The sequence below is a fragment of the Roseibium sp. genome (assembly GCF_048261595.1).
In the GTDB taxonomy this organism is placed as follows: Bacteria; Pseudomonadota; Alphaproteobacteria; order Rhizobiales; family Stappiaceae; genus Roseibium.
This window is the reverse complement of sequence record NZ_JBLXFW010000001.1, coordinates 1,586,436-1,612,371: the sequence shown is the minus strand read 5'-3', so window position 1 is coordinate 1,612,371 and position 25,936 is coordinate 1,586,436. Positions and strand designations below refer to the sequence as shown.

Sequence of the window (25,936 nt, the reverse complement as noted above, 5' to 3'; positions counted from 1 at the left end):
GTCGCGATCAGACCGGTCGAGTTACGGGATGTCGCCGTTGCGCACCTTGTCTTCAAAGCCTTGCCGGTCCCGTCGAACCTTCTCGACGGCCTCCGGCATTGCGTGTTCCGCCGTGTTGTATTTGCCGCTCCATAGGATGATCTCGGCAATAACCGGCGCAAGGTCGCGACCTTTCGGGGTCAGCTCGTAGATATAGCTGCGCCAGTTGTCCGGGTCGCGTTCCCTGGTGATGAGGCCGGTGTCCTCGAGGTGTTTCAGCCGATTGGCGAGGATGTTTGTCGAGATTCCTTCCCATCCTTCCAGGAACTCGCCATAGGTCCGCGCACCCTTGAGGGCCATGTCGCGGATGATCAGCAGGGACCACTGGTCGCCAAAGACATCCAGCCCGTAGGCGATAGGGCAACCTGAATCGTATTTCTGAGATTTCTTCACCATGAGGCTTTGTAACTTTTCCACTTGCAAAACGCAAGCTGATACGGCATACGGCATCAACTTGCATTATGCAAGTTTAAGGAGATGCAGATGTCCGATGAAAGTGAAAGCAACAAAAACCGCGCTGTCGACGCCGTGTCGCGCCGGCAGGTTCTGGCTGGAACTGCTGCCATGACGACGGCCGCGGTCCTCACTCCCTCAATTCTCAAGGCAAAGGAAACGTCCAAAATGACGGCAAAGGCATTCGTCTACACCGAAGTCGCAATCTCGGTACCCTTCGACCAGGCGCCGTGGCAGGCGATCAACGAGAAGATCAAGGAACAGCCGGGTTTCCTGAACAAGACCTGGCTTCAGGGCCACGGCAACCAATCGGTCGGCGGGTTCTATGCCTTCGATTCCATCGAACATGCCCGTGACTTCGTGACCGGATATTTTCCGACCGAGCCGCGCTCCTTCGGAGTTGCGCACAACACGCGTATCTTCGATGCCGACGTGGTCAGAGAGGCGAGCATCGATCTCGGGTCCGTCCATTACGGCACCCATGTTTCCGCGAAGCCGGGAGCCTTCGTCTATACCGAACTGCAGTTCTCGAAACCCTTTGCCGAATTCCCCTGGCAGAAGCGCAATGAAGCTCTGAAGAAGGTGCCGGGCCTCATGAACAAGGTCTGGCTCAGCGGTTTGATGACCAACACGCTCGGAGGATTTGACGCCTTTGAAACCCTCGATCAGGCACTGGATTTTGCCATCAATGAGTTCCCGGGAACGGCAGCCAGCCTCGGTTGTGCGTTCTATACAAGGGTGTTCGATGCCAGCATAACGGAGCAGGCAAGCCGCGCGATGGGCTCACCATATTACGCCGGCTAAACAGTCGACATGACGGACGGCGGAACCTGCCTCGCTCCGCCGTCTGTCATCAGCAGGCGACGATGTTGACGGCAAGTCCGCCGGTCGAGGTTTCCTTGTAGCGTTCGCTCATGTCGAGCCCCGTCTGGCGCATTGTCTCGATGCAGCCATCAAGCGGAACGAAGTGGCTGCCGTCACCGCGCAGGGCCAGCGACGCGGCGGTAACCGCCTTGACCGCTCCCACTGCGTTGCGCTCGATGCAAGGCACCTGAACCAGACCCGCGATCGGGTCACAGGTCATGCCGAGGTGATGTTCCAGCGCGATCTCGGCGGCGTTTTCGACCTGTTCGTTGGTCCCGCCAAGAGCGGCACAGAGCCCGGCAGCTGCCATCGCCGATGCCGACCCGACTTCGCCCTGACAGCCGACCTCTGCCCCGGAAATGGAGGCATTTGCCTTGATGATGCCGCCGATGGCGGCGGCCGTGAGCAGAAAGGTCCGAATGCCCTCCGCATCGGCGCCCGGACAATGGTCGAGATAGTAGCGGGTGACCGCAGGGATCACCCCGGCGGCGCCATTGGTCGGGGCGGTTACGACACGCCCACCGCCAGCGTTCTCCTCGTTCACCGCCATGGCATAGACGCCAAGCCAGTCCATCACAGTGTGTTCGAAGGGAGGATTGCTGCGACCCTCGCGGATCAGTTTCTGGTAGATTTCCGACGCGCGGCGTTTGACCTTCAGCCCGCCGGGAAGGATGCCGTCGGCGCTGATACCGCGATTGATGCAGGCATCCATCGCCGACCAGACATTGTCGATCCCTTCAAGAACCTCTTCCCGCGACTTGTCGCAGCACTCGTTCGCCAGTTTCATCTCTGCAATCGAGCAGTTGGCCTCCCGGCCCATCTCCAGCATCTGTTTCGCCGAGGCAAACGGATAGGGCACATCCTGGCTCTTGAGCTCGTCTCGCGCATTGCGAGTATTGCTGAGCTCGGCCTCGGTCACGACGAAACCTCCGCCGACAGAATAGTAGACGAATTCGTCAATGGCGCGGCCGTCTTCGCCCACAAGCCGGAAGGTCATTGCGTTGGAATGCAGCGGCAGGGGCGGGCCGTAGTCGAAGATCACGTCGTGCGACGGATCGAAGGACATCCGGGGTAATCCGTCGTGGGCAACGCTTTTGTCCGACGTGAGGCGCTCCATCATGGGAGCTACGTCATCGGGATCCAGCGCATCGGGCCGTGCGCCCATCATGCCGAGGCACACCGCCTGGTCGGTCGCATGGCCCTTGCCGGTGAACGCAAGGGAGCCGTGCAACGTCACGGTGACGCGAAGGTAGCTCCGCTTTGAGAGGCCTGGCAGTTCCCTCAGCCGGGACAAGTAGCGCTGTACGGCGACCATCGGTCCGACCGTGTGGGAGCTTGAGGGGCCTATGCCGATCTTGAAGATGTCGAAGACGCTGATGAACATCGTTGCTCGGTTGTCGCTTTGGCTGTCGGTCGCGCCCTTGGGTCAAGGGTGAATGCTCCATCATGAACCGGATTGGCCAGGGCGTCATCCCGTTGCAGGTAACAGCCGGTAAAAAGTCGTAATCGGTCGTCCGGATGTCGCATCGCCCGCATCAGGCGGCCGCCGTATCGACGGTTTCGTCGTCGGGCCAGAGGCTTGCGTAGACCGCCAGCGAGAAGCCGACATGCTCCTTCAGAAGACTTGCCGCGCGGTCCTTGTCGCGGTCGATCGCGGCATCCAACAGGGCAGTATGGTGGGCAAGGCCGAGGGTTCTGTCGAAGGTCCCGCGCAGTGCAGCGCCATCGGGATCACGCAGACGCTGCAGGACCTGTGCGCCGTTCAGCATGAAACGGTGATGGCGATGAAGCTGGTCGCTGGTCTGCCGTGCCAGATGCTCCAGCCAGGGTGCATTGGCGCCGGCCAGGAGCGCGGCGTGAAAGGCTTCGTGGCGCTTTTCCCAGGCAAGTCCTGCAGCGCTGATCGTGCCCGGTTCCGGTAATGCGGTTTGAGCCAGGAGATGATGCGCCGCGACGAGATTGGCCTCCCATTCGTCCCCACCCAGATTGATGGATCGAAGAAGAAGCTCGGTCTCGACCGCCGTTCTGGCGACTTGCAGATCCTTCAGGCCTGACACGGAAACGCCGGCAACGCGATAGCCCTTGTTCGGTTCGAAGCGGACAAGCCTTTCCGCCTCAAGCCGTGGCAGCGCTTCGCGCAGCGGTGTCCAGCCAAAGCCGAAACGGGACTTGAGGCTGGAGATGACAAGCGCAGAGTCCGGATTCAGGTCACAGTCAAGGATCGCGCGGCGCAGAATGACATAGGCGGTATTTGTCTGGGACATGACCCTACATGCATAAATAATATTGAATTGGTCAAATTATATATAATCACTTGAGGCAAGTCATCCGCCTTGATACCGTCTGCGAAAATCCGTCAGGCGTGCCGCGATCGCGGGGAACTCAAGACAATAGTGATCTGATGCAGATGTCCCAGAAGAATGAAGCCCTGCAACTCGAACAGGATCGAGACGATCCTCTCGCGCACAAGAGGGAGTGCTTCGCTCTCCCCAGGGACGTCATCTACCTTGATGGAAACTCCCTGGGGGTTCTTCCTGCACATGTGCCGGCCCGCATGCAGCAGGTTGTCGCCGAAGAATGGGGACAGAGCCTGATCCGCGGCTGGAACGACCACGCCTGGATCGATCTGCCTGAAAAGGTCGGCAACCGCATCGGTCGCCTGATCGGGGCTGAACCCGGCAGCGTCGTTGCGTGTGACAGCACCACGATCAACGTCTTCAAGGTCCTGTCGGCAGCACTTGCCTTGCGGCCGGACAGGTCCGTGATCGTCTCCGACAAGGGCAACTTCCCGACGGATCTTTACGTCGCCGATGGTCTGACGAAACTGCTCGACAAGGGACATATCCTTCGGCTTGTCGAACCGGAGAACGTCACCCAGGCAATCTCCGAAGATGTTGCCGTCGTCATGCTGACCGAGGTCGACTACAAGACCGGACGACGCCATGACATGAAGGCGATCACCGAGATGGCGCATGCCGCCGGTGCCCTGATGATCTGGGACCTGGCCCATTCTGCTGGAGCGTTTCCGGTCGATCTTGCTGGTGCGGGCGCCGACTTTGCAGTCGGTTGCGGCTACAAGTATCTGAACGGCGGCCCCGGAGCGCCCGCGTTTCTCTATGTCGCCCCGCGCCATCAGGACAATGTGCGGCCGGCCCTGACCGGATGGATGGGGCACCAGGCTCCCTTCGCCTTCGATCTCGACTATCGTCCTGCAACCGGCATCGACCGGATGCGGGTCGGCACGCCGCCGGTCCTGTCTCTTTCAGCCCTGGATGCGGCGCTCGACGTCTTCGATGACGTGGATATGGAGGAGCTGCGCCGGAAATCCATTTCACTCTCCGAACTCTTCATTCGTGAGGTGGAAAGCCGCAAGATCGGGCTCGAACTCGCCAGCCCGCGCGACCCGAACGAGCGCGGCAGCCAGGTGTCCTTCCGGTTCAAGGAGGGCTATGCCCTGATGCAGGCGCTGATTTCCTGCGGCGTGATCGGCGATTTCCGTGCGCCCGACATCGTTCGTTTCGGGTTCACGCCACTTTACATCTCGCATGCTGATGTCTTGCGCGCGGTCGACACGCTGGAGAAAATCCTCATCACCCGCATGTGGGACCGGGAAGAGTTCAAGAAGCGCCAGAAGGTCACCTGACATGAGCACTCCAGGAACGCCCTTTGATCCGCAGGATGATGGCGCCCAGATGAGCTTCGACGGGCGCATGTCCTACGGCGACTATCTGAAGCTCGGCAAGGTGCTTGCCGCGCAGGCGCCTTTGTCGGATGCACATGATGAGATGCTGTTCATCGTCCAGCATCAGACGTCCGAGCTCTGGATGAAGCTGGCTCTGCACGAGATGACCGCCGCCAAGACGGCGATTGCGCAGGACCGCCTCCAGCCGGCGTTCAAGATGTTGACCCGCACGGCGCGGATCTTCGAACAGCTGAATTCCGCCTGGGATGTGCTCAGGACCATGACGCCCAGCGATTACACGACCTTTCGCGAGGCTTTGGGTCAGTCGTCCGGCTTCCAGTCCTATCAGTACCGCGCCATCGAGTTTCTTGCCGGCAACAAGAACGCCGCGATGCTCCGCCCGCATGCCCACGTTCCCGACGTCCATGCCTGGCTACAGAAACTGATGGCGGAAACCAGTCTCTATGATGAGGCCATCGCGCTGTTGGGCCGCTCCGGCTTTGTAATTGATGAGACCGTCCTCAAGCGCAATGTCACCGAACCCTATGTTGCCAATGACAGCGTGCGTGCGGCCTGGGTGGAGGTCTACCGGAACACAGAGGCGCACTGGCAGCTCTATGAGCTGGCGGAAAAGCTGGTCGATTTCGAGGACTATTTCCGCCGCTGGCGGTTCAACCATGTGACGACCGTCGAGCGTGTCATCGGCTTCAAGCGCGGAACCGGCGGCACCAGCGGAGCGACCTATTTGCGCCGGATGCTGGATGTGGTTCTCTTTCCCGAACTCTGGGACCTGAGGGCCGAACTTTGACGAAGCTCATCGATATCACGCCGCCGGTGCGGGCCGGCATGGCCGTATTTCCGGGCGATGCCCCTTGCAAGGTCGTGCAGACCTTTGCCATCGGACCGGAGTGTCCGGTCAATGTCACCGAGGTGTCTTTCTCCACCCATTGCGGCGCCCATGCCGACGCGCCGCTCCACTATGATGCGGATGGCAAGGCCATCGACGAGCTGGATCTGGAGGACTTCATCGGCCCGGTGCGGGTCATCGATGCGCGCGGCTCCGGACCTCTCTGCCAGCCGGACGAGATTGTGGATCGGCTCAAGGGTGCGCCGCCGCGCGTTCTCCTGCGCCTTGAAGACCCGATCGACCCCATGGTCTGGCCCAAGGGATTTCGTACCCTGGCACCCGAAACGATGACGTTGCTGGCGAAAAAGGGCGTCAGGCTCGTAGGCGTCGATGTGCCGTCAGTCGACCCTGAAACCTCCAAGGAATTGCCCTCGCACATGGTTGCACGGGAGAAAGACCTCAGGATTCTCGAGAATCTGGTGCTTTTTCACGTTGAACCTGGGGATTATGAGTTGATTGCGCTGCCGATGAAGCTAGAAGGGCTCGATGCAGCACCGGTGCGGGCGGTGCTGAGGCCACTTCGCACAATCGGCGAAAGCTGACGGGCAGGCAGCTCCTTCGAGTTGCCTGACGGGCAAGGATAACGAGATCGCCGCTTCCTGACATGGAAGTACAAGGGCCGGCGACAAGGAGCCTATATGCTGGAACTGGACCAGCTCGTGATGGACTTCAGCGGCTTCAAGGCCGTCAATGGATGTTCCTTCAAGGTCGACGAGGGCAGCATCACTGCCCTGATCGGACCGAACGGCGCGGGCAAGACCACACTCTTCAATCTGATCGCCGGGGCCTTGAAGCCCACCAGCGGCACCATCCGTTTCCTCGGTGAGGACGTGACGGGCTTATCCAGCGACGCCTTGTTCCACAAGGGGCTCGTGCGCACGTTCCAGATCCCCCACGAGTTTCATCGCCTGACCGCGCTGGAAAACCTGATGATGGTTCCCCCGCGCCAGACGGGTGAAAGCCTCTTCGCCAACTGGCTGTCCTGGCGCAAGGTCAAGGCTGGTGAAGCCGAGGTCGAGCGCAAGGCTTACGAGACGCTGGAATTCCTGGAGCTGACCCACGTTGCCCACCAGCGTGCAGGCAACCTGTCGGGTGGTCAGAAGAAACTCCTGGAGCTCGGCCGCACCATGATGACCGACGCAAGACTGGTGTTGCTGGATGAGCCGGCCGCCGGCGTCAACCGCACGCTGCTGCGGAAGCTCGAGGAAAAGATCCAGATCCTCAACAAGGACCGCGGCTACACCTTCATCCTGATCGAACACGACATGGAAATGATCGAGAAACTCTGCGATCCGGTCGTCTGCATGGCTGAAGGCGCCGTTCTCATTGAGGGCGACTTCCAGACCGTGCGTTCCGATGCTCGCGTGCTTGAAGCCTATCTCGGAGAAACCACGGGAGATGCCGCATGAGCGAGGTAACTCCTATTCTCTCCATGACCTCGGTCACCGGTGGCTATGGCGACGCGGACATCCTGCAGGGCGTGTCCATGCATGTCGATCCGAACGAGATCGTCGTCATTGTCGGCCCGAACGGGGCGGGCAAGTCCACCGCCATGAAAGCGGTCTTCGGCCTTTTGAATGTGCGCGGCGGTTCGATCGTCTTCGATGGCGAAGACATCACCAAGTGGGCGCCGAACCGGATCGTCCAGCGCGGCATCTGCTATGTGCCGCAGGTCGACAACATCTTCCGGGAAATGTCGATCCACGAGAATCTGGAGATGGGCGCCTTCCTGAAGAAGGGCGACCTGTCCGCAGCCTATGACCGGGTCTACGAGCTGTTCCCGGACCTGAAGGAACGCCGCAAGACCATGGCGGGATCGCTTTCGGGCGGTCAGCGCCAGATGGTCGCCATGGGCCGGGCACTGATGCTCGACCCGAAGCTCCTGCTGCTGGATGAGCCGACCGCAGGCCTGTCGCCGAAATACATGGAACAGATCTTCCAGATCTGCCGCGATGTGCGCGACACGGGCGTTGCCATTCTCCTGGTCGAACAGCACGCCAAGCAGGCGCTGGCCTTTGCCGATCGCGGCTATGTCCTCGCAGCCGGCCAGAACCGTCACGAAGGCACCGGTGCCGACCTCCTTGCCGACCGTGAGGTCGCCGAAATGTTCCTCGGCGGTTGAGGGAGGCGGATCATGGATATGCTTGAACTCATCAACTTCTATCTCATTCCGGGCATCGTGCTCGGTTCCATCTATGCGCTGGGCGCTGTCGGCATCACGCTGCTCTTCGCCATACTGCGCTATGCTCACCTTGCACATGGTGACCTCGCGACACTGGGCGCTTTCATCGCCTTCGCGATCGTCACCTCCTTCGGCATCAATCCGCTTCTTGCGTTGCCCTTCGCGATGATCGCGACGGCGGTCGTTGCCATCGGTATCGACAAGGTCTTCTACGAACACCTGCGCGAGCGGCCGAGGATCGTCACGGTTATGGCCTCGCTCGGCATCGCGCTTATGGTCCGCTCCGTGGTCCAAGTCGTCTGGGGCGTGGATTCGGAAAGCTATGTCCGCGGCATCGTGCGGCCGGAAAACTACTTCGGTCTGCGGATCAAGGACCGCGAGATCTATACGATCCTGTTCATGATCGCCCTCGTTGGCGTCCTGCAGCTGTTCCTGGCCAGGTCCAAGTGGGGCAAGGCCATGCGGGCAATGTCGGACAATCCGAACCTGGCGCTCCTTTCGGGCATCGACAACAAGAAGGTTGTCATGCTGACCTGGCTCATTGCCGGTGGTCTTTGTGCCGCGTCCGGCGTCTTCCTCGGCCTGAACACGGAACTGAAGTCGATGATGGGCTGGCACATGCTGCTGCCCATGTTCGCGGCCGCCATCCTGGGCGGTGTCGGACGGGTGGAAGGCGCTGTCCTTGGCGGCCTGATCGTCGGCATCGCAGAGGAACTCTCCGTCCTGGTGCTCCCGAGCGAGTACAAGGCCGCCATGGCCTTCGTCATTCTGCTGTTCATGCTGCTTGTGCGCCCGACGGGTCTGCTGCGCGGCAAGGTTCTGTAAGGGGAGGGACGGAAGATGGAACTTATCGGTCTTGCCAACTACGCCCTCTTCATGGGCATCTTCATCGGTATCTATGCGCTGCTGGCGCTGGGCCTCAACATCCAGTGGGGCTTTGCCGGACTGTTCAATGCCGGCATCGCGGGCTTCTTCGCGGTCGGTGCCTATACTTCGGCCATCCTCACCAGCCCGGCGGCCGACGGTCGTCTTGGCGGCTTCGAACAGCCTTTCTTCGTCGGCTGGTTCGGCGCGATGGTCGCAGCGGCCTTGATCGCCTGGCCGATCGGGAAGATCTGCCTGCGCTTCCGGTCCGACTATCTGGCGATCGCCACGATTGGAGTTGCCGAGATCATCCGGCTCGTCATCAAGTCGGAAGCCGAACTGACCAACAGCGCCCGCGGCATCACCGGCATCCCGCGCCCCTTCGGCGATCTGGAATATGTCCAGTCCCAGGCGGCCTACCTCGCCATCGTGATTGCGGTCCTGGCCGTTGCCTACCTGATGGTCCAGCGTCAGTTCAACGCGCCCTGGGGCCGCATGATGCGCGCCATCCGCGACAACGAGCTGGCCGCGCGCGCCATGGGCAAGAACATCGAATACCGCCGCTTGGAGGCTTTCATTTTCGGTGCGGCGCTGATGGGGCTTGGCGGGGCGCTGTTCGCGCATTTCAACCGCTCGATCACGCCGGAGGCCATCGACCCGATGGTCGCGACCTTCCTCGTCTGGATCATGCTGATCCTCGGTGGGTCCGGCAACAACAAGGGAGCAATCCTCGGCGCTGCCGTGGTCTGGATCATCTGGTCCGTTTCCGAGATTGCAACCGACCAGCTTCCGCATGAATATGCGGTCAAGGCGAAGTACATCCGCCTGTTCCTGATCGGCCTGATGCTGCAGCTGGTGCTGCGGTTCCGGCCGGAAGGCATCCTGCCCGAGCCGCTGCGCGGCGACGGCCGGTCGGACAAGACATCGTCATAGAATAATGGGATCCCGGGCAACTGCCCGGAATAATGTGGAGGTAAGTACCCATGAAATCCAAGTTCCTTGCAATCGCAGGCGGTCTGCTCGCAGCAACCGCCCTGACGGCGGCACCGGCCAAGGCTGACGTGAAGATCGGCCTGCTCGGCGGCGTTTCCGGCCCGATTGCAGCCATGGCACCGGCCATGATCGACGCGGCCCAGCTCGCTTTCCAGCAGGTCAACGAACAGGGCGGCGTTCTGGCCGGTGAAAACCTTGTCGGCGTCGTCGGCGACAGCGCCTGCAACCCGCAGGGCGGTACGGACGCAGCCACCAAGGCCGTGAACATCGAAGGCGTTTCCGCAATCGTCGGCCCGCATTGCTCGGGTGCCGTTCTGGCTGCTGCCGGCTCCGTCACCATCCCGGCCGGCATCGCGCTCGTGACCCCGTCCGGCACCTCGCCGGAAATCACCGGCCTCGCCGACAACGACACCGTGTTCCGCACTGTGCCGTCCGATGACTATCAGGGCCGTGCACTTGCCCGTACCCTGAAGGCTCAGGGCTACGACAAGGTCGCCGTTGCCTATGTCAACAACGACTACGGCACCGGCCTCGCCAACGCGTTCAAGGCTGAGTACGAAGCACAGGGCGGCGAGATCGCTGGCTTCGCCGCTCATGAAGACGGCAAGGCTTCCTACCGTTCGAACCTCGCAGAGCTGGCAAACGGCGGCGCCGACACGCTGGTCATCTTCGACTACGGCGACGGCACCGGCCTCACCATCCTGCGCCAAGCTCTGGAAAACGGCTTCTTCGAAAAGTTCGTCGGCGGCGATGGCATGAAGTCCGACGCTCCGATCAAGGAACTGGGTGCCGAGAACCTGGCCACCTTCGTCGCATCTTCGCCGGTTGGCGAGAAGTCCGATGCCCTGGACGTCTTCAACACGGCCTTCAAGGCAGCTGGCGGCGATCCGGATGCGATCTTCGTGACCACCTCCTACGATGCAGCATTCCTGCTGGCTCTGGCCGTTGAAAAGGCCGGTGGCGACAAGGCCAAGATCCCGGCCGCCCTGCGTGAAGTCTCCAACGGCGAAGGCGAAGCCATCCTTCCGGGTGAGTGGGCCAAGGCCAAGGAACTGATCGCAGCTGGTACCGCGATCGATTACAAGGGCGCTGCAGGCGACCACAACTTCGATGCTGCTGGCGACGTTCCGGGCACCTACGCCCTGTTCAAGGTCTCCGGCGAAGGCTTCGAAGTCATGAGCGAAATGAAGTAAGCTCAGTCGCGAGACTGGTTTAGAAGGCGGCGGTCCGGCAACGGGCCGCCGCTTTTCATTTGGACCGCGACCGCTGTCACCGCTGGAAGATGAAGAACGCACCGGCTGCGATCAGGGCAAAGCCGATCAGCTGGTTCGGCCGGATTGCCTCGCCAAGATAGAGCCAGGAGAAAAGCACGAAGATCGAAAGGGTGATCACTTCCTGGATGGTCTTCAGCTGCGCTGCGTTGAAGATGCCGTGGCCGATCCGGTTTGCGGGTACCTGAAGGCAGTACTCGAAGAAGGCGATGCCCCAGCTGATGAGGATCACCATCAGCAACGAATGGCTCTTGAACTTCAGGTGGCCATACCACGCGAAGGTCATGAAGACATTGGAGGCGATCAGGAGGCCGATCGTTGTGGCCGCAGTGGAAAAAGACGACATGGCAACTGCTCCAGGTCCGCAATGCCGCGGACCATCGGCTGCGCAGATATGCCTTTGCGCGAGATCGCGCAATTGCTTTTTCGAAAGGCAGGTTTGTTTAGATGCCGCCGAGATAGGAGGCGGCCAGCGACATTGCACTTGCAAGGCTGAGCAACGTTGCGGCGAGGAAACCGGGCAGGGCGGTCAGCGCCAGACGGCGCGCAAGCATGCGCAGCCGCCGGGCGTTTTTGCGAATGTCTGACATTGCCGTCCTATTTGGTCAGGATGAGTTTTCCCAGCTTGGTGATCGTCAGCCGGTAGACCTCGGAATTGTGCCGGATCTTCAGTTCCCGAGCCCCATTGAACAGGGCTTTGGTGTCCAGCATGTGACCCTGTGTTTCGGCTTTGACCGCAACCGGCTTGCGAGGGGATGAGATCGTCAGCTTGTCGCGGCGAATGTGGGAGCTTTGCATCGAATGAACCCGTTTTCTTCAGCAGTTTAGAGGCGTTCAAAACTTGAGTAAAAAACTCAAGAAATTATGTTGACACAAATACTCAAGTTTAAGTATGAAGGCAATGCCTGATCTGAAGCGGTTCGGAAATCGCGTCCTTCGAATCTCCTTCGGTCGGCTAGCTTGAGAGCTAGAATGTCCGGCAAGCCAACCGCCCTCTCCTCTCCCTCAGCGGTGAGCCAGCCAGACCTTCCTTTTCTCGTGAGCCAGGGTCCCGGTTCGTGTGTGGGGCCTGCCGTCGCGCAGGGGAACCACGCAATAAAAAACCCGCCTCGAAAGGCGGGTTTTTTATTGTCTTCAAACTGCGACGAACGCAGTGCGATCAACGCTGGAAAGGGGCCCTGACACCTGACCGCTTTCCGGACCGGTCACTGCTTTGCTGCAGGATCAGTTCGCGGCTACGACCTTGCGGTCGAGTTCGTCGATCTTCAGAAGGTGCCGAAGGCTCGGACGGTCTTCCGAAAGGTCGGCAATCGTCTTGGTGTCGAGCACATCCATGAAAGCTTCCAGGGCTTCATGCAGAAGTCCGTTGAAACCGCAGGATGTGATCAGCGGACAGTCCTTGCGGCCCGAGTCGAAGCACTCGGCCAGAAGGAAGCTCTCCTCGGCGGCGCGGACAACCTCGCCGACGGTGATGGTTTCGGGTTCCCGGGCAAGCATGACGCCACCGTTCCGGCCACGAATGGTGCGGATGAGATTCGCATCCACCAGCACCTTCATGATCTTGAAAAGGTGGGTTTCCGACATGTCGAAGCTGGCCGCGATATCGGCAACCTTGCTCGGACGCTCCGGGTTCGCTGCGCAGTACATCAGCGCGCGAACCGCATAGTTTGTTTGTTGTGTCAGTCGCATATTTCTAGATATGAGGTCTGTTACCGGGATCGTCAACGCTAATATTTGAGTTTTTGTATCGGGATTTCCGCAAGAAACTCATCATTTTATGATGTTGCACCGCGGCAAGTGCCGCTACGACATGTCGGAATAGCTGAAATAGTCGAAATCGGCGTGCTTTCCGGATCCGCTTGTGTCCATGGCATGCATGCCGACAAAAGCTCCGGTAAAGTTGCCGTGTTCGCCGCGCCCTGCTTCATCGGACAGCTGCGTCGCGTCGAAAACCGGGCCGATTCTCGTCCACTCGTCGCTCCCTTGCGCATAGAAGAAACGCAGCGCGGTTCCCCGGCTTTCGATCTTCATGCGGACGGGCACGCTGTCGCTGACCGGCACCGGCGCATCGAGCGGGAACTGCATGTCGCCGCCCGGATACTTGCCGGGGCAGGTCAACAGGGACAGACAGTTGCCGAACTCTTCGTCACGCACGACAGCCAGCAGGAAGAACTGGTAGCGACCGTAGTAGGCGATCAGGCCGGCTGTCTGCTGGCAGGTTTCCGGAGAGAAATCCACGCTGGTTTCAGCATCATAATCGTAGGCGGTCTGGCGGCGAGCCACCAGGGCTTGCTCGAAGTAGCTGCCGATGGATTCGCGGCCGTACAGCCGGAGGTGTCCGGGCCGCTCCCTCAGGGAAAAGAGCCGCTCGGGCTCCGGCGTGCGCAGCCACTGGAAGGCCATCGGGAGGTCAGGGGCGTCGAAATCGTGCCGGACAGGCTCCGGTTCGAATGGATGCTCTGGCAGGTTCGGTGCCACCACATTCACCTGGGGCAGCTGCGCTTCGCCCTCGAGACGCAGCCAGCCGTCCTCCCCCCAGACACATTTCTGGATGGCGGTTTCACGGCCCATCTGGCAGCGGTTAAGCCCTGGAATGGGGCGGCCCATCAGGTGCACCATGTAGGTCTCGCCTTCTGGCGTCTCTACGAAGTCGCCGTGACCGGCCCGCTGGATCGGGCTGTCCGGGAAGGTGAGGGCGGAGACGACATGCTTGTCCGGGTGGAGCTCGTAAGGACCTGTGAGGCGCTTCGAACGCGCGAACGTGACTGCGTGGCGATAGCCGGTGCCGCCCTCGGCGGTGAGTAGGTAGTAATAGCCGCCGCGTTTGTAGAGATGGGGGCCTTCGACAAGGCCGCGCTCTGTTCCCTTGAAGATATTCTTGATCGGGCCGACGAGTTTCCCGGCCTTCGGGTCATACTCCTGCAGCAGGATGCCGGCAAAGGCCGTCGGGGTTTTGCGGTGGTCCCAGATCATGTTGACGAACCACTTGCGGCCGTCGTCGTCATGGAAGAGGGACGGGTCGAAACCGGACGAATTGGCATAGACGGGATCGGACCACGGCCCTTCTATGGACGGCGCCGTCACGATGTAGTTGTGGGCGTCCTTGAAGTTGCCTTCGTTGCGCTTAACGTCCGTGTAGACCAGCCAGAACAGGCCGTCCGAATAGGTCAGGCATGGGGCCCAGATGCCACCGCTGTCCGGATTGCCGCGCATGTCAAGCTGGCTGGCGCGGGTCAGCGGGCGAGACACGAGGCGCCAGTTCTTCAGGTCCTTCGAGTGATGGATCTGGACGCCGGGAAACCATTCGAATGTTGAGGTCGCGATGTAATAGTCGTCGCCGACGCGGCAGATCGACGGATCCGGATTGAACCCAGGCAGAATCGGGTTCGTGATTGTTTGAGGTGCGTTACTCATTCTTGATCTCCTCCCGCTGCGGCGGCCCTCCCAAGCCGTCAAATCCGCAAGTCAGATCTGTTGTGAAAAATTTGGACCGGATCCTAGAGGGGATCCCGGCCGAAGAAAAGCTCTCTTATCGGTCGGGCCACCGGGACTAATCCCCTGTCGCTTCCAGCTCCGGCAGGTTGTCCTTCAGGAAGATGTCGATGCCGATCCGCTCCTGGCCCTCGACGATCGGAGTGCCATCGCACAGGGCTTTCAGAACGCGGATGGCGCTGCGGACTTCGTGCCCCGGATCCTGGGCGATCAGCGCGTCCATGGTGCCGGAGATCAGCGCCTCGCGGGTATAGGGTGTCAGCTCGTGACCGATGAAGGTCAGCGCCTCGCCGCGACCGGCTGTGTCGATGGCTGAAATCACGCCGCGGTTGCCCGCGCCGATGTTGTAGAGACCGGCAAGGTCCGGGTGCTCCGCCAGAAGCTTTTCCACGATGTCCTTGTTCTTGGCATTGTCATCGCGGCCCTCGCGCACTTTCAAAAGCTCGAGATGCGGGAATTCCGCCTCCAGAACTTCCGTGCAGCCGGCGTAGCGGTCGGCATGATCGCGCAGGCCCAAAGAGCCGGCAACGAAGGCGATTTTGGCCGGCTGGCGCGGCAGGAACCGGCCGAGAAGCCGTCCGGCAACGCGCCCGGCCGCGAGATTGTCGATGCCGACGAAGTGCTGACGGCTGGAAGCAGGGTGATCGGAGACCAGGGTGACCACATGAACGCCCCGGTCCTGTAGCCGGTCGATGGCTGCGCGCACTTCCGGGAAGGCCGGTGCGACAACGGCAACACCGTCACAGACCGACTTGTCCAGGATGGCGAGCGTACCGGTCACCTTGTGCCCGTCGAAGGCGTCGATCGGCTCGATGTGAACGCTGACCCGTTCGCGCTCCAGCGTTGCGGCATGGGCAATCGCTTCCTGCGTCAGATCCTCCATGAAGGCATTAGGGCCGTTGGGAATGAGGAAGTGCAGGCGATAGGAACGCTTCTTGGCAAGGCTCGCGGCAAAGACATCCGGCGTGTAGTTCAGCTCCTGGACAGCTGCTTCGACCTTCTCGATGGTCGCCTTGCGTACGCCTGGCCGCTTGTTGAGAACCCTGTCGACCGTGGCAAGGCTCACACCGGCCTTTTGCGCCACGTCATGAATTGTCACACGCCGCATCAATTCCCCCAATTTTCGGGCCAGTATACCGATAAATGAGGGACGGTCATCAATTTATGTTGCAGGGCAACACCGCTGGCGTGCGAGCCGTATCGACTACACGAACTGACCCGCGGCATGGCCGGACGACCAGGCCCATTGAAAGTTGAAGCCGCCGAGGTGTCCGGTCACGTCGACAACTTCGCCGATGAAGTAGAGACCGGGGACCTTCGAGGCTTCCATCGTCTTCGAGGACAGTTCCTTAGTGTCGACGCCGCCAATGGTGACTTCGGCGGTCCGGTAACCCTCCGTCCCGACCGGGGTGAGCTGCCATCGGTTGATGGCATCGCCCGCCCGGCGCAGGATCTTGTCGGAAAGATCCGCCAGCCGTCCGGAGAGCTTGTGCTCCTGCGCCAGTTCATCTGCAAGCCGCTTGGGCAGGATTGCGGACAAGGCAGTGCGGATATCCTGTTTCGGGCTCTGCTGACGCGCTGCCTTCAACGTCTCGAAGACATCCGTTTCGGGCGCCAGGTTGACGACGATCGGCTTGCCTTCCTGCCAGTAGGAGGAAATCTGCAGGATCGAGGGACCCGATAGCCCGCGATGGGTGAACAGAAGCCCTTCCCGGAACGAGGTCTTTCCAAAGCTGACGACGGCATCAACGGACACGCCCGCAAGCCGCTTGCAGAGCTCCTTGTTGGAGTCGGAAAAAGTGAGGGGAACCAGCGCCGCGCGCGGTGGCAGAACCTTGAGCCCGAACTGGCGGGCGACATCGTAGCCGAAACCGGTTGCTCCCATCTTCGGGATGGAGGGGCCGCCGGTAGCGATCACGAGCGAGGCTGCCGTCAATTCTTCACGGCCGGTCTGTACCAGAAACCCGGCGCTGCCAGCTTGAGGCTCGATCGCCGAAACGCTGGTTTCAAGCTGCAGCTTCCCGCCGGCACCGTTCAGTTCGGACAGCAGCATGTTGATGACATCCTGGGCGCTGTCATCACAAAACAGCTGGCCAAGCGTCTTTTCATGCCAGGGGATACGATGGCGTTCGACCAGAGCCAGGAAGTCCTTCTGGCTGTAGCGCTTCAGGGCAGACACGCAGAAGCGCGGGTTCTCGGAGAGGTAGTTGGCCGGCGAACAATGGAGATTGGTGAAGTTGCATCGCCCACCGCCGGAAATCCGGATCTTCTCCGCCGGTTTCTTTGCATGGTCGATGACGAGAACACGGCGTCCCCGCTTCGCCGCTTCGATAGCGCACATGAGGCCGGCCGCGCCCGCGCCGATAATCAAGACATCCAGATTTCGCATTGGCTTTCCCTACTAGAGCCCTAGTTAATCAGCAAGGGATGCAATGCAGGAGGGGACCGGCACTCGAATGAAGGGCCTTTTCAACCCCTCAGAAAAATTTGGCAAATGACGCCAAAAAATTGACATTGTGACCCAGGAGCAGGTAGCGTTTTTCTCTGTGTTGGGGGACACCATGAAAAACACCAACAGGAACCTAAACCAATCGGCCCTCGTATCGATGAAGGTCCTTTTGTCCGCCGTGGTGCACATGCAGTCCCTCAGCAAGGACTGGAAAAGCATTGCCGAAAAGGCTGGAATTCCCCTCTCGAACTTTGCCGATCCGAGTCTCTTCGTCAGTCTTGAGAGTTCTCTCCGCTTCTGTGAACTGGCAGCAACGAGCGTCGGAGACGATTCCTTCGGTGTGGCTGCTGGAGCGGCGACCAAGATCGGGGACGGCCGTATCTTCGACTATTTCGTGCTGTCGGCGCCGACCGTCAGGCAGGCACTCAACAACTGGGTCCGCTTCCAGGCGACGCGCACCAATGCCGTTGACATCGGCGTTCAGATTGAAGACGGGAAAGCGTTTCTGAATTGGGGCATATCCGACATATTCGGGCCGCGCACCCAGTTTTGCGGAATGCTGATGGCTTTCTCGGCCACACGCATTCGGCACATGCTGGCGCAGGAAGATCCTGCCCTGATTGTCGAGTTCACACACTCGGAGCCGTCAAATATTGACGAGTATCATCGCGTATTCGGCCCAGGGGTTACGTTCAACCGGGACCACGATCGGGTTGGCTTCGACACAAAATATCTCGACATCCCGCTGCCGACTGCCGAACCGACGCTGTTCAGCATCATCGAGGATGCTGCACTCAATGAACTGCGTCAGCGTCAATGGGAGAACACCGACCTGATCCGTATCTCAAAGCAGGTCGGGAATTCGCTGAAACAAGGCGACATGACGCTCGATACGGTCGCCCGCGACCTTGGGATGTCAAAACGAACCCTGCAGCGAACCCTCGAAGGGAGCAACACCAGTTTCCGTCAGCTCGTCGACGACGTGCGCCGCGAACTGGCCGGTCGCTATCTGACGGAAACCGATCTTCCAATGAGCGAGATTACCTTCCTGCTGGGCTACTCCGAGCTCAGCGTCTTTTCGCGGGCTGCCAAGGGCTGGTTCGGCATGCCGCCCAAGGCCTATCGCCAGGAGCGCATGAACTGAGACGAGTATGACCTCGTCCCGTCCCCTGCGCTTCTGAACGGCGTTCCTCAGAATGCGGCTTCGACGCCGCCCATCTCCACGTAGACACTCTTGATCTGGCTGTAATATTCGATCGCCGCGTGCCCGTTCTCGCGGCCGATGCCGGATTTCTTGTAGCCGCCGAAGGGCATTTCGATTGGTGTCAGATTATAGGTGTTGATCCAGCAGGTGCCAGCCTGAAGCCGGTCGATCACCCGGTGCGCACGCTGGATGTCCCTAGTGAAGACGCCAGCCGCCAGACCGAACGTCGTGTCGTTGGCGCGGGTGATCACATCGGCTTCTTCATCGAAATCCAGGACGCACATGACCGGGCCGAAGATCTCTTCCCGGGCGATGCGCATGGTGTCCTTCACGCCGGCAAAGACCGTTGGCTGGACGAAGAAGCCTTCCGGCATGGACGGCACATCCGCCTTGCCCCCGCCGCAGACGAGCCGTGCGCCCTCTTCTTTGCCAAGCGTCATGTATCCGAGCACTTTTTCAAGTTGCGGCCGGGATACCAGCGGCCCGATGCTGGTCTTCTCGTCCAGCGGGTCGCCAAGAACCGCGTTGGCGGTGCGCTCGGCAAGCCGGGAGAGGAAGGCATCCTTGATTTTCGAATGAACGAAGACGCGCGTGCCGTTGGAGCAGATCTGGCCCGTCGAGTAGAAGTTGGCGTTGATCGCGGCGGAGACCGCGTTCTCGATGTCCGCATCCTCGAAGATGATCAGCGGCGATTTGCCACCGAGTTCCATGGTCGTCTTCTTCAGATGCTGGCCTGCAAGCGCGGCGACCTTCGCGCCGGTTTCCACCGATCCGGTCAGCGACACCTTGGCAACGTCCGGATGGCTGACGAGCTGCGCACCGACATCGCCGTAGCCCTGCACCACGTTGAAGACGCCATCCGGCAGACCCGCTTCGGTGAGGATCTCGGCCAGCTTCAGGGCCGAGAGGGGTGTCACTTCCGATGGCTTGAACACCATGGCATTGCCGCAGACAAGTGCTGGAGCGGCCTTCCAGCAGGCGATCTGGATCGGATAGTTCCACGCGCCGATGCCGACGCAGACGCCGAGCGGTTCGCGCTTGGTGTAGGCGAAGGAACCGCCCAGGGCGATATGCTCGCCGGTCAGGGTCGCCGCCAACCCGCCATAGTACTCCATGCAGTCGGCACCGGAGGCCGCATCTGCAATCAGCGTTTCCTGCAAGGGCTTGCCGGTATCGAGCGTCTCGAGCTCGGACAGTTCCCGGTTGCGCTCGCGCAGGATCGCAGCTGCCTTCAGAAGGACCCGGCCGCGCTCGACCGGAGGAGTTGCGGCCCAGATCTTCTGGCCTTGGACAGCAGATTGAACGGCGTCATTGACGGTCTTCTCATCCGCGCCAAAGAGCGATGCGATGGCTTCGCCGGTGGCCGGATAGATCGACGGGAAGGGGTGCCCGTCAGGGCTCTCCACATAGGCACCGCCGATGTAATGGGAAGCTGTGGGTTGCGCACGCATCTTTGTCTCTCGATCTGTCGTCATAAAGCTGGGCGTCAATCGCTCCAGCATGAATTATCGCTGGCTGTTTTCCCAGTCCGGATGGATCCAGGGCTCCTGGTTCGATGCGGGCAGGGGATCTTTGCCGAGAATGTGGTCGGACGCCTTCTCGCCGACCATGATCGACGGGGCGTTGAGATTGCCATTGGTGATCTGCGGAAAGACCGAGCTGTCGGCAACCCGAAGCCCGTCGACGCCGATGACCCGGCATTCCGGATCGACCACCGCGTTCGCATCGTCCAGCGCGCCCATCCGGCAGGTGCCGCAGGGATGATAGGCACTTTCAACGTGTTCGCGAATGAAACCGTCGAGCTCGTCGTCGCTCTGCACCTGGCTTCCCGGCTGAATTTCCTTTCCGCGATATGGTGCAAAGGCCTCCTGGCCGAAGATCTCGCGGGTCAGCCGGATCGCGGTCCTGAACTCGGCCCAGTCGTCCTCATGTGCCATGTAGTTGAACAGGATCGACGGCTTTGCGTGTGGATCCGAGGAGGTCAACTGCACCCGGCCGCGCGACTTGGAGCGCATCGGTCCGACATGGGCCTGGAAGCCGTGTCCTTCGGCCGCTGCCTTGCCATCGTAGCGCACAGCGAAGGGCAGAAAGTGATACTGGATATCCGGGTACTTGATGCCAGCCTTTGAGCGGATGAAGGCGCAGGCCTCGAAATGGTTGGAGGCGCCAAGGCCCTTACCCTGCAGCAGCCATTGCAGCCCGATCAATCCCTTGGAGATAAGGTTCCAGTGCTTGTAAAGCGTGATCGGCTGGACGCAGGCCTGCTGGATATAGAGCTCCAGGTGATCCTGCAGGTTCTGCCCGACGCCTGCTCGATCAGCAACAACGTCGATACCATGTTCCGCGAGATGCGCTGCCGGGCCGATGCCGGACTGCATCAGGATCTTCGGAGAGTTGATCGAGGAAGCCGCCAGAACCACTTCGCGGCTGGCCGAGGCGTTGAGGATTTCTCCGCCGATCTCATATTCGATACCGACGGCCCGCTTGCCCTCGAACAGAACACGCCGCACGAGCGCACCCTTGATCAGCTCGACGTTCGGGCGCTTGAGCGCAGGTTTCAGATAGGCATTGGCCGCCGACCAGCGCTGTCCCTTGTGGACGGTCATCTCCATGTCGGCAAAGCCTTCCTGGCGCTGACCATTGTAGTCCGCGGTGACGCCGTAGCCGGCCTGCTCGCCTGCTGCCTTGAAGGCATCGAACAGCGGGTTCCATTTGGTGCCGCGGGTCACATGGAGAGGGCCGTCGGTGCCGCGCCACCCGGCCTCGCCGCCATGACTGGTTTCCAGGCGCTGGTAGTAGGGCAGGACATTGCGATGGCCCCAGCCGCTGGCGCCCATCTCTTCCCAGGCGTCGAAGTCGCAGGCGTGACCGCGCACGTAGACCATGCCGTTGATGGAGGACGAGCCGCCGATCACCTTGCCGCGCGGGGTCGCGAGGCGCCGTCCGCCAAGATGCGGTTCCGGATCGCTCTCATAGCCCCAGTCGTAGCGGGACATGTTCATGGGATAGGACAGCGCCGCGGGCATCTGGATGAAGGGCCCCGCGTCCGTTCCGCCGAACTCGAGAACGAGAACTCGGTTTGTCGGGTCTTCCGACAATCGATAGGCCATCGCACAGCCGGCCGATCCGGCGCCGACGATAATGAAGTCGAACTGTTGGTTCATTGCAAAGTGATCTTGTCGCTGGCGTCCTGCCGGACGCTCTTGTCCTGGTGGTATCTGATCTGGGTCTCGACATAGGTCTCGACCATCGCGATCGCGGTTCGCGCATCGGCCGGACCATCCCGCAGGGCCTGGCGGATCCAGACCCCGTCGATCATCGAGGCGGTCCCCTCTGCGACCCGCCGGGCATCCTCGCGCGGCATGAAACGGCGCAGGTTGTAGGTCAGGTTCGAGGCCAGCCGCGCCGAGTAGATCTGCAGAAGCCGCCTGTTTGACTGCGTCGTCCTGGATTGGGCGTAGAAGGCCAGCCAGGCGGCGATCACAGCTTCGCGAAACTGACCCGGCGCGAAATTGCCGGCGATGATCGCCGATATCCTTTCGCGCGGATTGCGCGCCTCGCGCAGGCGTTCGCGAATGCCATCTCCGAGATCTTTCAGGAGATGCCGCATGGTCGCGGCCAGAAGCTGATCCTTGGAACCGAAGTAGTGCAGCGCTAGCCCGCTCGACACACCGGCGCGCTTGGCGATCTGGGCAACGGTGACGTCTGAATAGCCACGCTCGTGGATCGCATCCACGGTCGCTTCGATAAGGCTCCTGCGTCTTTCAGCTTCCATTCCGATCTTGGGCATCGGGACCTCCTGATTGCATCCTTTTATTTTTAATTGAACGTTCAATCAATAAAAACTTGCAAAGAGCGTCGCGGGATGTTTCCTTTGTCGGCATCAGGAATTTTTCGGAGGCGCTTTGGGCGGGAAACGGCGGCAAGCCAGTTGTTTCGCGCAGGGCGCCTGCTAAGCATGTGGTGAAATCAATAACGGAGGACGTTTCCATGAACCTTCTTGCCAAGCTGGCCGGTGGGGCCGCGCTGTCTGTCATCCTCGCCGGAACTGCCGTCGCCGCAGAGGCCGAAAGCTGCAAGACCGTGCGCTTCTCGGATGTGGGCTGGACCGATATCACCGCGACGACTGCTGCCACTTCCGTCGTGCTCGAAGCGCTGGGCTATGACACCGAAACCAAGATCCTGTCCGTTCCGGTCACCTATGCGTCGCTGAAGAACAAGGACATCGATGTCTTCCTCGGCAACTGGATGCCGACCATGGAAGGCGACATCGCTGCCTACCGCGACGAAGGAACCGTCGAGACGGTGCGCGCCAACCTGGAAGGCGCAAAGTACACGCTCGCCGTGCCGAAATACACTTTCGACAAGGGCCTGAAGACCTTCGCCGACATCGCCAAGTTCAAGGACAGCCTCGATGGCAAGATCTACGGCATCGAGCCGGGCAATGACGGCAACCGTCTGATCATCGACATGATCGACGCCGACGCCTTCGGCCTGAAGGGCTTTGAGGTCGTGGAATCCTCCGAGCAGGGCATGCTGGCCCAGGTTGCTCGCGCCGAAAAGCGTGACCAGGACGTCGTTTTCCTCGGCTGGGCGCCGCACCCGATGAACGCCAACCACGAGATGGCATATCTCGACGGTGGTGACGATTTCTTCGGCCCGAACTATGGCGGTGCGACCGTCTACACCAACGTGCGCGCAGGCTATACCAGCGAATGCGCCAATGTCGGCAAGTTCCTCGGCAACCTCGTCTTCTCCCTCGAGATGGAGAACGAGATCATGGGCGCGATCCTCAACGACAGCGCCGAGCCGGCTGACGCGGCAACCGCATGGTTGAAGGCCAACCCGGATGCCTTCGAAGGCTGGCTTGAAGGGGTAACCACCTTCGATGGCGGCGACGCCGGTGCCGCGGTCAAGGGCGCCCTCGGCCTCTAACACCTTTCACAAGCGTTTGCGCCGGGGCCAGTCTCCGGCGCAATTGTATCGTCCAGCGATAAGAACAAGAACGGAGAGCGGCATTGGACTGGCTGACCGACAACAAGATCCCGATCGGAAAATGGGCAAAGACCCTCGTCGACTGGCTGACGGACAATGCCTGGTGGCTGTTTGACGCCGTCTCGGTTGGACTTGAGACCATGATTTCCGGGATCCTCTGGTTGTTGCAGGCACCCCATCCGCTCGCCGTCGTCGCCATCGCGGGCGCGCTCGCCTATGGCGTTCGCCGCAAGATCTCCTTCGTCGCTTTCGTCGTTGCAGCCCTGCTCCTGATCATCAATCAGGGCTACTGGGAAGAGACGACGGAAACCGTGGCGCTGGTCATGGCCGCCTCGATCGTCTGCATGGTCATTGGTGTTCCGGTCGGCGTTGCTGCTGCCCACCGTCCGCGCCTCTTTGCCTTCCTGCGCCCTGTTCTCGACCTGATGCAGACCATTCCGACCTTCGTGTATCTGATCCCCGCGCTGATCCTCTTCGGCCTCGGCATGGTGCCGGGCCTGATCGCGACGGTCATCTTCGCCATTCCCGCCCCGATCCGCCTGACCCAGCTTGGCGTCTCGTCGACCCCGACCCATCTGCTCGAAGCCGGTCAAGCATTCGGCGCAACCAAGACGCAGCTGCTCTGGAAGATTGAACTGCCCTATGCCCTGCCGCAGATCATGGCCGGGCTGACGCAAACCATCATGCTGTCGCTCTCCATGGTCGTTATCGCGGCTCTCGTCGGCGCCGATGGCCTCGGCGTTCCGACCCTGCGTGCCCTCAACACGGTGAACATCGCCAAGGGCTTTGAGGTCGGCGTCGCCATCGTTCTCATTGCCATCGTGCTGGACCGGTTCTTCCGGAGCGATGAAAACGGAGGGGCAAAGTGATGGCAAAGCCGATCGTATCCTTCAAGGACGTCGACATCGTTTTCGGCGACAAGCCGGAAACCGCGCTGCCCCTGATCGACCAGGGAAAATCCCGCGAAGATATCCAGACTGCGACCGGCCAGACCCTCGGGGTTGCCGGAGCAAGCTTCGACATCGAAGAGGGTGAAGTCATCGTCCTGATGGGCCTGTCCGGCTCGGGTAAGTCGACGCTCCTGCGGGCGGTAAACGGCCTCAACCCGGTCATTCGCGGCGCCGTCGAGGTGCGTGATGGCGAGGCTCTCGTCAATCCGGCGACATGTAGCGAGGAAGAGCTCCGGCATCTGCGGCGCAAGCGCATCGCCATGGTGTTTCAGCAATTTGCCCTGCTGCCCTGGCGCACCGTATCCGAAAACGTCGGCTTCGGACTGGAGCTTGCCGGGATCTCCCAGAAGGAACGGCGGGGCCGGGTTGCGGAGCAGCTCAAGCTGGTTGGCCTCGATGGCTGGGGCGAGAAATACGTGCATGAGCTTTCCGGCGGCATGCAGCAGCGCGTCGGCCTTGCCCGCGCCTTTGCCACCGATGCCCCGATCCTGCTCATGGACGAACCTTTCTCGGCGTTGGATCCGCTCATTCGCGACCGCCTTCAGGACGAGTTGCTGGACCTTCAGAAGACGCTGAACCGCACGATCATCTTCGTCAGCCATGACCTTGATGAAGCGGCCAAGATCGGCTCGCGTATCGCCATCATGGAAGGCGGACGGGTGATTCAGCTCGGCACACCGCAGCAGATCGTGCGCAAGCCTGCAACGCCTTACGTCGCCGATTTCGTCGGCCACATGAATCCGCTCAACGTGCTGCGTGCCAAGGACATCATGGCCGACCTGAATGACACCGTCCCCGCAGACGCGCCGACCTGTGCACCGGGAACACCGCTGCGCCAGGTTATCCGCATGAAGCAGGAAAGCGGCAGGTCGATTGTCGTCGCCGACGGCAGCACTCCGGTTGGCCTGATCACCGAGGCCGAGCTTCTGGGTTGTCTGGTCTAGGACAGGTTCTGCGGCGGCGCCTTTCGGGCAATTAGTCAGGTCGGCCCCAAAGCGCCTGCCCACGCACTCTGCCGCCATCCCGGACTTGATCCGGGATCCAGTCCGATACCCATCGGCGTCCTGCCAGCCCGGACACGTCAGGGTATTCCCCCCGAGGGGCAGGGGCAGGCTCCATCAAGTCCGGCGATGGCGGCAGAGCGTGTGGCAAAGGCAGCGCAACACCTGCAGCCGCCATCCCGGACGGAGCGAAGCGAAGATCCGGGACCCACTCGCAGATCCGCTTGCCGAAGCTCTGGCGTGTTGTGACACGGGTCAGCCGCACGTCCATTGCTGACCTGATCCGCTCTGCAAACGAGTAGGCCCCGGATCTCCGGCTGCGCCTGCGTCCGGGGTGACGGACGAGGAGGCCGCGAGGTTGACGGAAACGCTGCTATCCCCGCTGTTTAGGCTGCAACCCTCTGAAATCATTGCCTCCGAAATCCTTTATCCCCCATACCTCCGAGCTGGCTTACACTTGGAGCTGTTCTCGCCGTCACGGGGCCTTGAGTGGACCGACCGTTCGGGGCGGCGGGAGCCGGAGGCCAGGAGCGCCTATCCGGGATAACGGACCGGCAAGATGCTCCGGCGGATCGCTCAAGCCGAAGGCG

The 25,936-nt window shown here is 61.0% G+C and carries 27 protein-coding genes; 13 read left to right on the top strand and 14 right to left on the bottom strand.

From position 1 onward, the window contains the following. Window positions 1–21 precede the first annotated feature (21 nt). A complete protein-coding gene (locus ACN0SY_RS07220; RefSeq protein ID WP_417685780.1) occupies window positions 22–435 on the bottom strand; it encodes a winged helix-turn-helix transcriptional regulator in 414 nt (137 codons plus the stop codon). A gap of 87 nt (window positions 436–522) precedes the next feature. Between ACN0SY_RS07220 and ACN0SY_RS07215 the strand changes: the two genes are divergently transcribed. Further along, entirely contained in the window at window positions 523–1,296 is a 774-nt protein-coding gene (locus tag ACN0SY_RS07215) for a YdhR family protein (protein ID WP_417685778.1), read from the top strand. 49 nt (window positions 1,297–1,345) lie between these two features. Here the strand turns inward: ACN0SY_RS07215 and ACN0SY_RS07210 are convergent, their stop codons facing one another. After that, complete coding sequence (locus ACN0SY_RS07210; RefSeq protein WP_417685777.1) at window positions 1,346–2,740, bottom strand: L-serine ammonia-lyase; 1,395 nt, start codon at window positions 2,738–2,740, stop codon at window positions 1,346–1,348. Between the two features lie 151 nt (window positions 2,741–2,891). Continuing rightward, window positions 2,892–3,620, bottom strand: a complete 729-nt coding sequence (locus ACN0SY_RS07205; protein ID WP_417685775.1) for a GntR family transcriptional regulator — start codon at window positions 3,618–3,620, stop codon at window positions 2,892–2,894. A gap of 143 nt (window positions 3,621–3,763) precedes the next feature. Between ACN0SY_RS07205 and kynU the strand changes: the two genes are divergently transcribed. The 8 genes from kynU (at window position 3,764) to ACN0SY_RS07165 (ending at window position 11,177) form a co-directional block, all read left to right on the top strand. Continuing rightward, entirely contained in the window at window positions 3,764–4,999 is a 1,236-nt protein-coding gene (gene kynU, locus ACN0SY_RS07200; RefSeq protein ID WP_417685773.1) for a kynureninase, read from the top strand. 1 nt (window position 5,000) lies between these two features. Continuing rightward, a complete protein-coding gene (kynA, locus tag ACN0SY_RS07195) occupies window positions 5,001–5,846 on the top strand; it encodes a tryptophan 2,3-dioxygenase (protein WP_417685771.1) in 846 nt (281 codons plus the stop codon). Further along, window positions 5,843–6,487 carry an arylformamidase gene (gene kynB, locus ACN0SY_RS07190; RefSeq protein WP_417685769.1) on the top strand — a complete coding sequence of 215 codons (645 nt, stop codon included), beginning with the start codon at window positions 5,843–5,845 and terminating at the stop codon, window positions 6,485–6,487. The genes kynA and kynB overlap by 4 nt, the downstream gene beginning before the upstream one ends. Before the next feature lie 96 nt (window positions 6,488–6,583). Further along, on the top strand, window positions 6,584–7,354 hold the full coding sequence (locus ACN0SY_RS07185) for an ABC transporter ATP-binding protein (RefSeq protein WP_417685767.1): 771 nt from the start codon (window positions 6,584–6,586) through the stop codon (window positions 7,352–7,354). Further along, window positions 7,351–8,067: an ABC transporter ATP-binding protein gene (locus ACN0SY_RS07180; protein ID WP_417685765.1), complete on the top strand. Its 717-nt coding sequence runs from the start codon at window positions 7,351–7,353 to the stop codon at window positions 8,065–8,067. The genes ACN0SY_RS07185 and ACN0SY_RS07180 overlap by 4 nt, the downstream gene beginning before the upstream one ends. A 12-nt stretch (window positions 8,068–8,079) precedes the next feature. Beyond that, a complete protein-coding gene (locus ACN0SY_RS07175) occupies window positions 8,080–8,952 on the top strand; it encodes a branched-chain amino acid ABC transporter permease (protein ID WP_417685763.1) in 873 nt (290 codons plus the stop codon). Window positions 8,953–8,967: 15 nt separating this feature from the next. Then, window positions 8,968–9,924 carry a branched-chain amino acid ABC transporter permease gene (locus ACN0SY_RS07170; RefSeq protein ID WP_417685761.1) on the top strand — a complete coding sequence of 319 codons (957 nt, stop codon included), beginning with the start codon at window positions 8,968–8,970 and terminating at the stop codon, window positions 9,922–9,924. A gap of 50 nt (window positions 9,925–9,974) precedes the next feature. Next, window positions 9,975–11,177 (top strand): ABC transporter substrate-binding protein, encoded by a 1,203-nt coding sequence (locus ACN0SY_RS07165; RefSeq protein WP_417685759.1) that lies wholly within the window; start codon window positions 9,975–9,977, stop codon window positions 11,175–11,177. A 76-nt stretch (window positions 11,178–11,253) separates the two neighbouring features. On the opposite strand, the gene ACN0SY_RS07160 is transcribed toward ACN0SY_RS07165, so the two are convergent. The 7 genes from ACN0SY_RS07160 to ACN0SY_RS07130 all read right to left on the bottom strand — a co-directional run bounded on the left by ACN0SY_RS07160 (window position 11,254) and on the right by ACN0SY_RS07130 (window position 17,136). Then, a complete protein-coding gene (locus ACN0SY_RS07160) occupies window positions 11,254–11,601 on the bottom strand; it encodes a DMT family protein (protein WP_417685757.1) in 348 nt (115 codons plus the stop codon). Between the two features lie 97 nt (window positions 11,602–11,698). Then, window positions 11,699–11,845 carry a hypothetical protein gene (locus tag ACN0SY_RS07155; RefSeq protein WP_417685755.1) on the bottom strand — a complete coding sequence of 49 codons (147 nt, stop codon included), beginning with the start codon at window positions 11,843–11,845 and terminating at the stop codon, window positions 11,699–11,701. A 7-nt stretch (window positions 11,846–11,852) separates the two neighbouring features. Further along, window positions 11,853–12,053, bottom strand: coding sequence for a hemin uptake protein HemP (gene hemP, locus ACN0SY_RS07150; RefSeq protein WP_417685753.1), 201 nt, complete (start codon window positions 12,051–12,053; stop codon window positions 11,853–11,855). Window positions 12,054–12,479: 426 nt separating this feature from the next. Further along, entirely contained in the window at window positions 12,480–12,944 is a 465-nt protein-coding gene (gene rirA, locus ACN0SY_RS07145; RefSeq protein WP_417685751.1) for an iron-responsive transcriptional regulator RirA, read from the bottom strand. Window positions 12,945–13,058: 114 nt separating this feature from the next. Then, the gene (locus tag ACN0SY_RS07140; RefSeq protein ID WP_417685749.1) at window positions 13,059–14,669 is read right to left on the bottom strand and encodes a glycoside hydrolase family 43 protein; all 1,611 of its coding nucleotides are present in this window, start codon (window positions 14,667–14,669) and stop codon (window positions 13,059–13,061) included. A 136-nt stretch (window positions 14,670–14,805) separates the two neighbouring features. Beyond that, window positions 14,806–15,855: a substrate-binding domain-containing protein gene (locus tag ACN0SY_RS07135; RefSeq protein ID WP_417685747.1), complete on the bottom strand. Its 1,050-nt coding sequence runs from the start codon at window positions 15,853–15,855 to the stop codon at window positions 14,806–14,808. Window positions 15,856–15,951: 96 nt separating this feature from the next. Beyond that, window positions 15,952–17,136, bottom strand: a complete 1,185-nt coding sequence (locus tag ACN0SY_RS07130) for an NAD(P)/FAD-dependent oxidoreductase (RefSeq protein ID WP_417685745.1) — start codon at window positions 17,134–17,136, stop codon at window positions 15,952–15,954. A 172-nt stretch (window positions 17,137–17,308) separates the two neighbouring features. On the opposite strand from ACN0SY_RS07130, the gene ACN0SY_RS07125 reads away from it, so the two are divergent. Further along, window positions 17,309–18,340, top strand: a complete 1,032-nt coding sequence (locus tag ACN0SY_RS07125) for an AraC family transcriptional regulator (protein ID WP_417685744.1) — start codon at window positions 17,309–17,311, stop codon at window positions 18,338–18,340. Window positions 18,341–18,387: 47 nt separating this feature from the next. Here the strand turns inward: ACN0SY_RS07125 and betB are convergent, their stop codons facing one another. From betB to ACN0SY_RS07105, 4 genes are read right to left on the bottom strand one after another with little or no spacing between them, the layout of a single operon-like run. After that, entirely contained in the window at window positions 18,388–19,851 is a 1,464-nt protein-coding gene (gene betB / locus ACN0SY_RS07120; RefSeq protein ID WP_417685742.1) for a betaine-aldehyde dehydrogenase, read from the bottom strand. 54 nt (window positions 19,852–19,905) lie between these two features. Continuing rightward, a complete protein-coding gene (betA, locus tag ACN0SY_RS07115) occupies window positions 19,906–21,564 on the bottom strand; it encodes a choline dehydrogenase (protein ID WP_417685741.1) in 1,659 nt (552 codons plus the stop codon). Beyond that, window positions 21,561–22,190 carry a transcriptional regulator BetI gene (gene betI, locus ACN0SY_RS07110; protein ID WP_417685739.1) on the bottom strand — a complete coding sequence of 210 codons (630 nt, stop codon included), beginning with the start codon at window positions 22,188–22,190 and terminating at the stop codon, window positions 21,561–21,563. Before betI ends, betA begins: the two co-directional genes overlap by 4 nt. After that, on the bottom strand, window positions 22,165–22,392 hold the full coding sequence (locus ACN0SY_RS07105; RefSeq protein ID WP_417685738.1) for a hypothetical protein: 228 nt from the start codon (window positions 22,390–22,392) through the stop codon (window positions 22,165–22,167). The genes betI and ACN0SY_RS07105 overlap by 26 nt, the downstream gene beginning before the upstream one ends. On the opposite strand from ACN0SY_RS07105, the gene ACN0SY_RS07100 reads away from it, so the two are divergent. The 3 genes from ACN0SY_RS07100 (at window position 22,391) to choV (ending at window position 25,289) form a co-directional block, all read left to right on the top strand. Continuing rightward, complete coding sequence (locus tag ACN0SY_RS07100; protein ID WP_417685737.1) at window positions 22,391–23,335, top strand: choline ABC transporter substrate-binding protein; 945 nt, start codon at window positions 22,391–22,393, stop codon at window positions 23,333–23,335. The two genes, ACN0SY_RS07105 and ACN0SY_RS07100, sit on opposite strands and share 2 nt — an antisense overlap. Window positions 23,336–23,418: 83 nt before the next feature. Continuing rightward, on the top strand, window positions 23,419–24,264 hold the full coding sequence (gene choW / locus ACN0SY_RS07095) for a choline ABC transporter permease subunit (protein WP_417685736.1): 846 nt from the start codon (window positions 23,419–23,421) through the stop codon (window positions 24,262–24,264). After that, entirely contained in the window at window positions 24,264–25,289 is a 1,026-nt protein-coding gene (gene choV, locus ACN0SY_RS07090; protein WP_417685735.1) for a choline ABC transporter ATP-binding protein, read from the top strand. The genes choW and choV overlap by 1 nt, the downstream gene beginning before the upstream one ends. The last annotated feature ends 647 nt before the right edge of the window (window positions 25,290–25,936 follow it).

Excerpts from the sequence above, each read along its gene's own strand:
- ACN0SY_RS07180 (WP_417685765.1), top strand. The coding sequence starts at position 7,351 with ATGAGCGAGGTAACTCCTATTCTCTCCATGACCTCGGTCACCGGTGGC.
- ACN0SY_RS07125 (WP_417685744.1), top strand. The coding sequence starts at position 17,309 with ATGAAAAACACCAACAGGAACCTAAACCAATCGGCCCTCGTATCGATG.
- ACN0SY_RS07170 (WP_417685761.1), top strand. The coding sequence starts at position 8,968 with ATGGAACTTATCGGTCTTGCCAACTACGCCCTCTTCATGGGCATCTTC.
- betB (WP_417685742.1), bottom strand. The coding sequence starts at position 19,851 with ATGCGTGCGCAACCCACAGCTTCCCATTACATCGGCGGTGCCTATGTG.
- kynU (WP_417685773.1), top strand. The coding sequence starts at position 3,764 with ATGTCCCAGAAGAATGAAGCCCTGCAACTCGAACAGGATCGAGACGAT.
- ACN0SY_RS07100 (WP_417685737.1), top strand. The coding sequence starts at position 22,391 with ATGAACCTTCTTGCCAAGCTGGCCGGTGGGGCCGCGCTGTCTGTCATC.
- ACN0SY_RS07175 (WP_417685763.1), top strand. The coding sequence starts at position 8,080 with ATGGATATGCTTGAACTCATCAACTTCTATCTCATTCCGGGCATCGTG.
- ACN0SY_RS07140 (WP_417685749.1), bottom strand. The coding sequence starts at position 14,669 with ATGAGTAACGCACCTCAAACAATCACGAACCCGATTCTGCCTGGGTTC.
- hemP (WP_417685753.1), bottom strand. The coding sequence starts at position 12,053 with ATGCAAAGCTCCCACATTCGCCGCGACAAGCTGACGATCTCATCCCCT.
- ACN0SY_RS07160 (WP_417685757.1), bottom strand. The coding sequence starts at position 11,601 with ATGTCGTCTTTTTCCACTGCGGCCACAACGATCGGCCTCCTGATCGCC.
- ACN0SY_RS07165 (WP_417685759.1), top strand. The coding sequence starts at position 9,975 with ATGAAATCCAAGTTCCTTGCAATCGCAGGCGGTCTGCTCGCAGCAACC.
- ACN0SY_RS07210 (WP_417685777.1), bottom strand. The coding sequence starts at position 2,740 with ATGTTCATCAGCGTCTTCGACATCTTCAAGATCGGCATAGGCCCCTCA.
- ACN0SY_RS07135 (WP_417685747.1), bottom strand. The coding sequence starts at position 15,855 with ATGCGGCGTGTGACAATTCATGACGTGGCGCAAAAGGCCGGTGTGAGC.
- betA (WP_417685741.1), bottom strand. The coding sequence starts at position 21,564 with ATGAACCAACAGTTCGACTTCATTATCGTCGGCGCCGGATCGGCCGGC.
- kynA (WP_417685771.1), top strand. The coding sequence starts at position 5,001 with ATGAGCACTCCAGGAACGCCCTTTGATCCGCAGGATGATGGCGCCCAG.
- ACN0SY_RS07155 (WP_417685755.1), bottom strand. The coding sequence starts at position 11,845 with ATGTCAGACATTCGCAAAAACGCCCGGCGGCTGCGCATGCTTGCGCGC.
- choV (WP_417685735.1), top strand. The coding sequence starts at position 24,264 with ATGGCAAAGCCGATCGTATCCTTCAAGGACGTCGACATCGTTTTCGGC.
- ACN0SY_RS07220 (WP_417685780.1), bottom strand. The coding sequence starts at position 435 with ATGGTGAAGAAATCTCAGAAATACGATTCAGGTTGCCCTATCGCCTAC.
- ACN0SY_RS07105 (WP_417685738.1), bottom strand. The coding sequence starts at position 22,392 with ATGGAAACGTCCTCCGTTATTGATTTCACCACATGCTTAGCAGGCGCC.
- ACN0SY_RS07130 (WP_417685745.1), bottom strand. The coding sequence starts at position 17,136 with ATGCGAAATCTGGATGTCTTGATTATCGGCGCGGGCGCGGCCGGCCTC.
- betI (WP_417685739.1), bottom strand. The coding sequence starts at position 22,190 with ATGCCCAAGATCGGAATGGAAGCTGAAAGACGCAGGAGCCTTATCGAA.
- rirA (WP_417685751.1), bottom strand. The coding sequence starts at position 12,944 with ATGCGACTGACACAACAAACAAACTATGCGGTTCGCGCGCTGATGTAC.
- ACN0SY_RS07205 (WP_417685775.1), bottom strand. The coding sequence starts at position 3,620 with ATGTCCCAGACAAATACCGCCTATGTCATTCTGCGCCGCGCGATCCTT.
- ACN0SY_RS07215 (WP_417685778.1), top strand. The coding sequence starts at position 523 with ATGTCCGATGAAAGTGAAAGCAACAAAAACCGCGCTGTCGACGCCGTG.
- ACN0SY_RS07185 (WP_417685767.1), top strand. The coding sequence starts at position 6,584 with ATGCTGGAACTGGACCAGCTCGTGATGGACTTCAGCGGCTTCAAGGCC.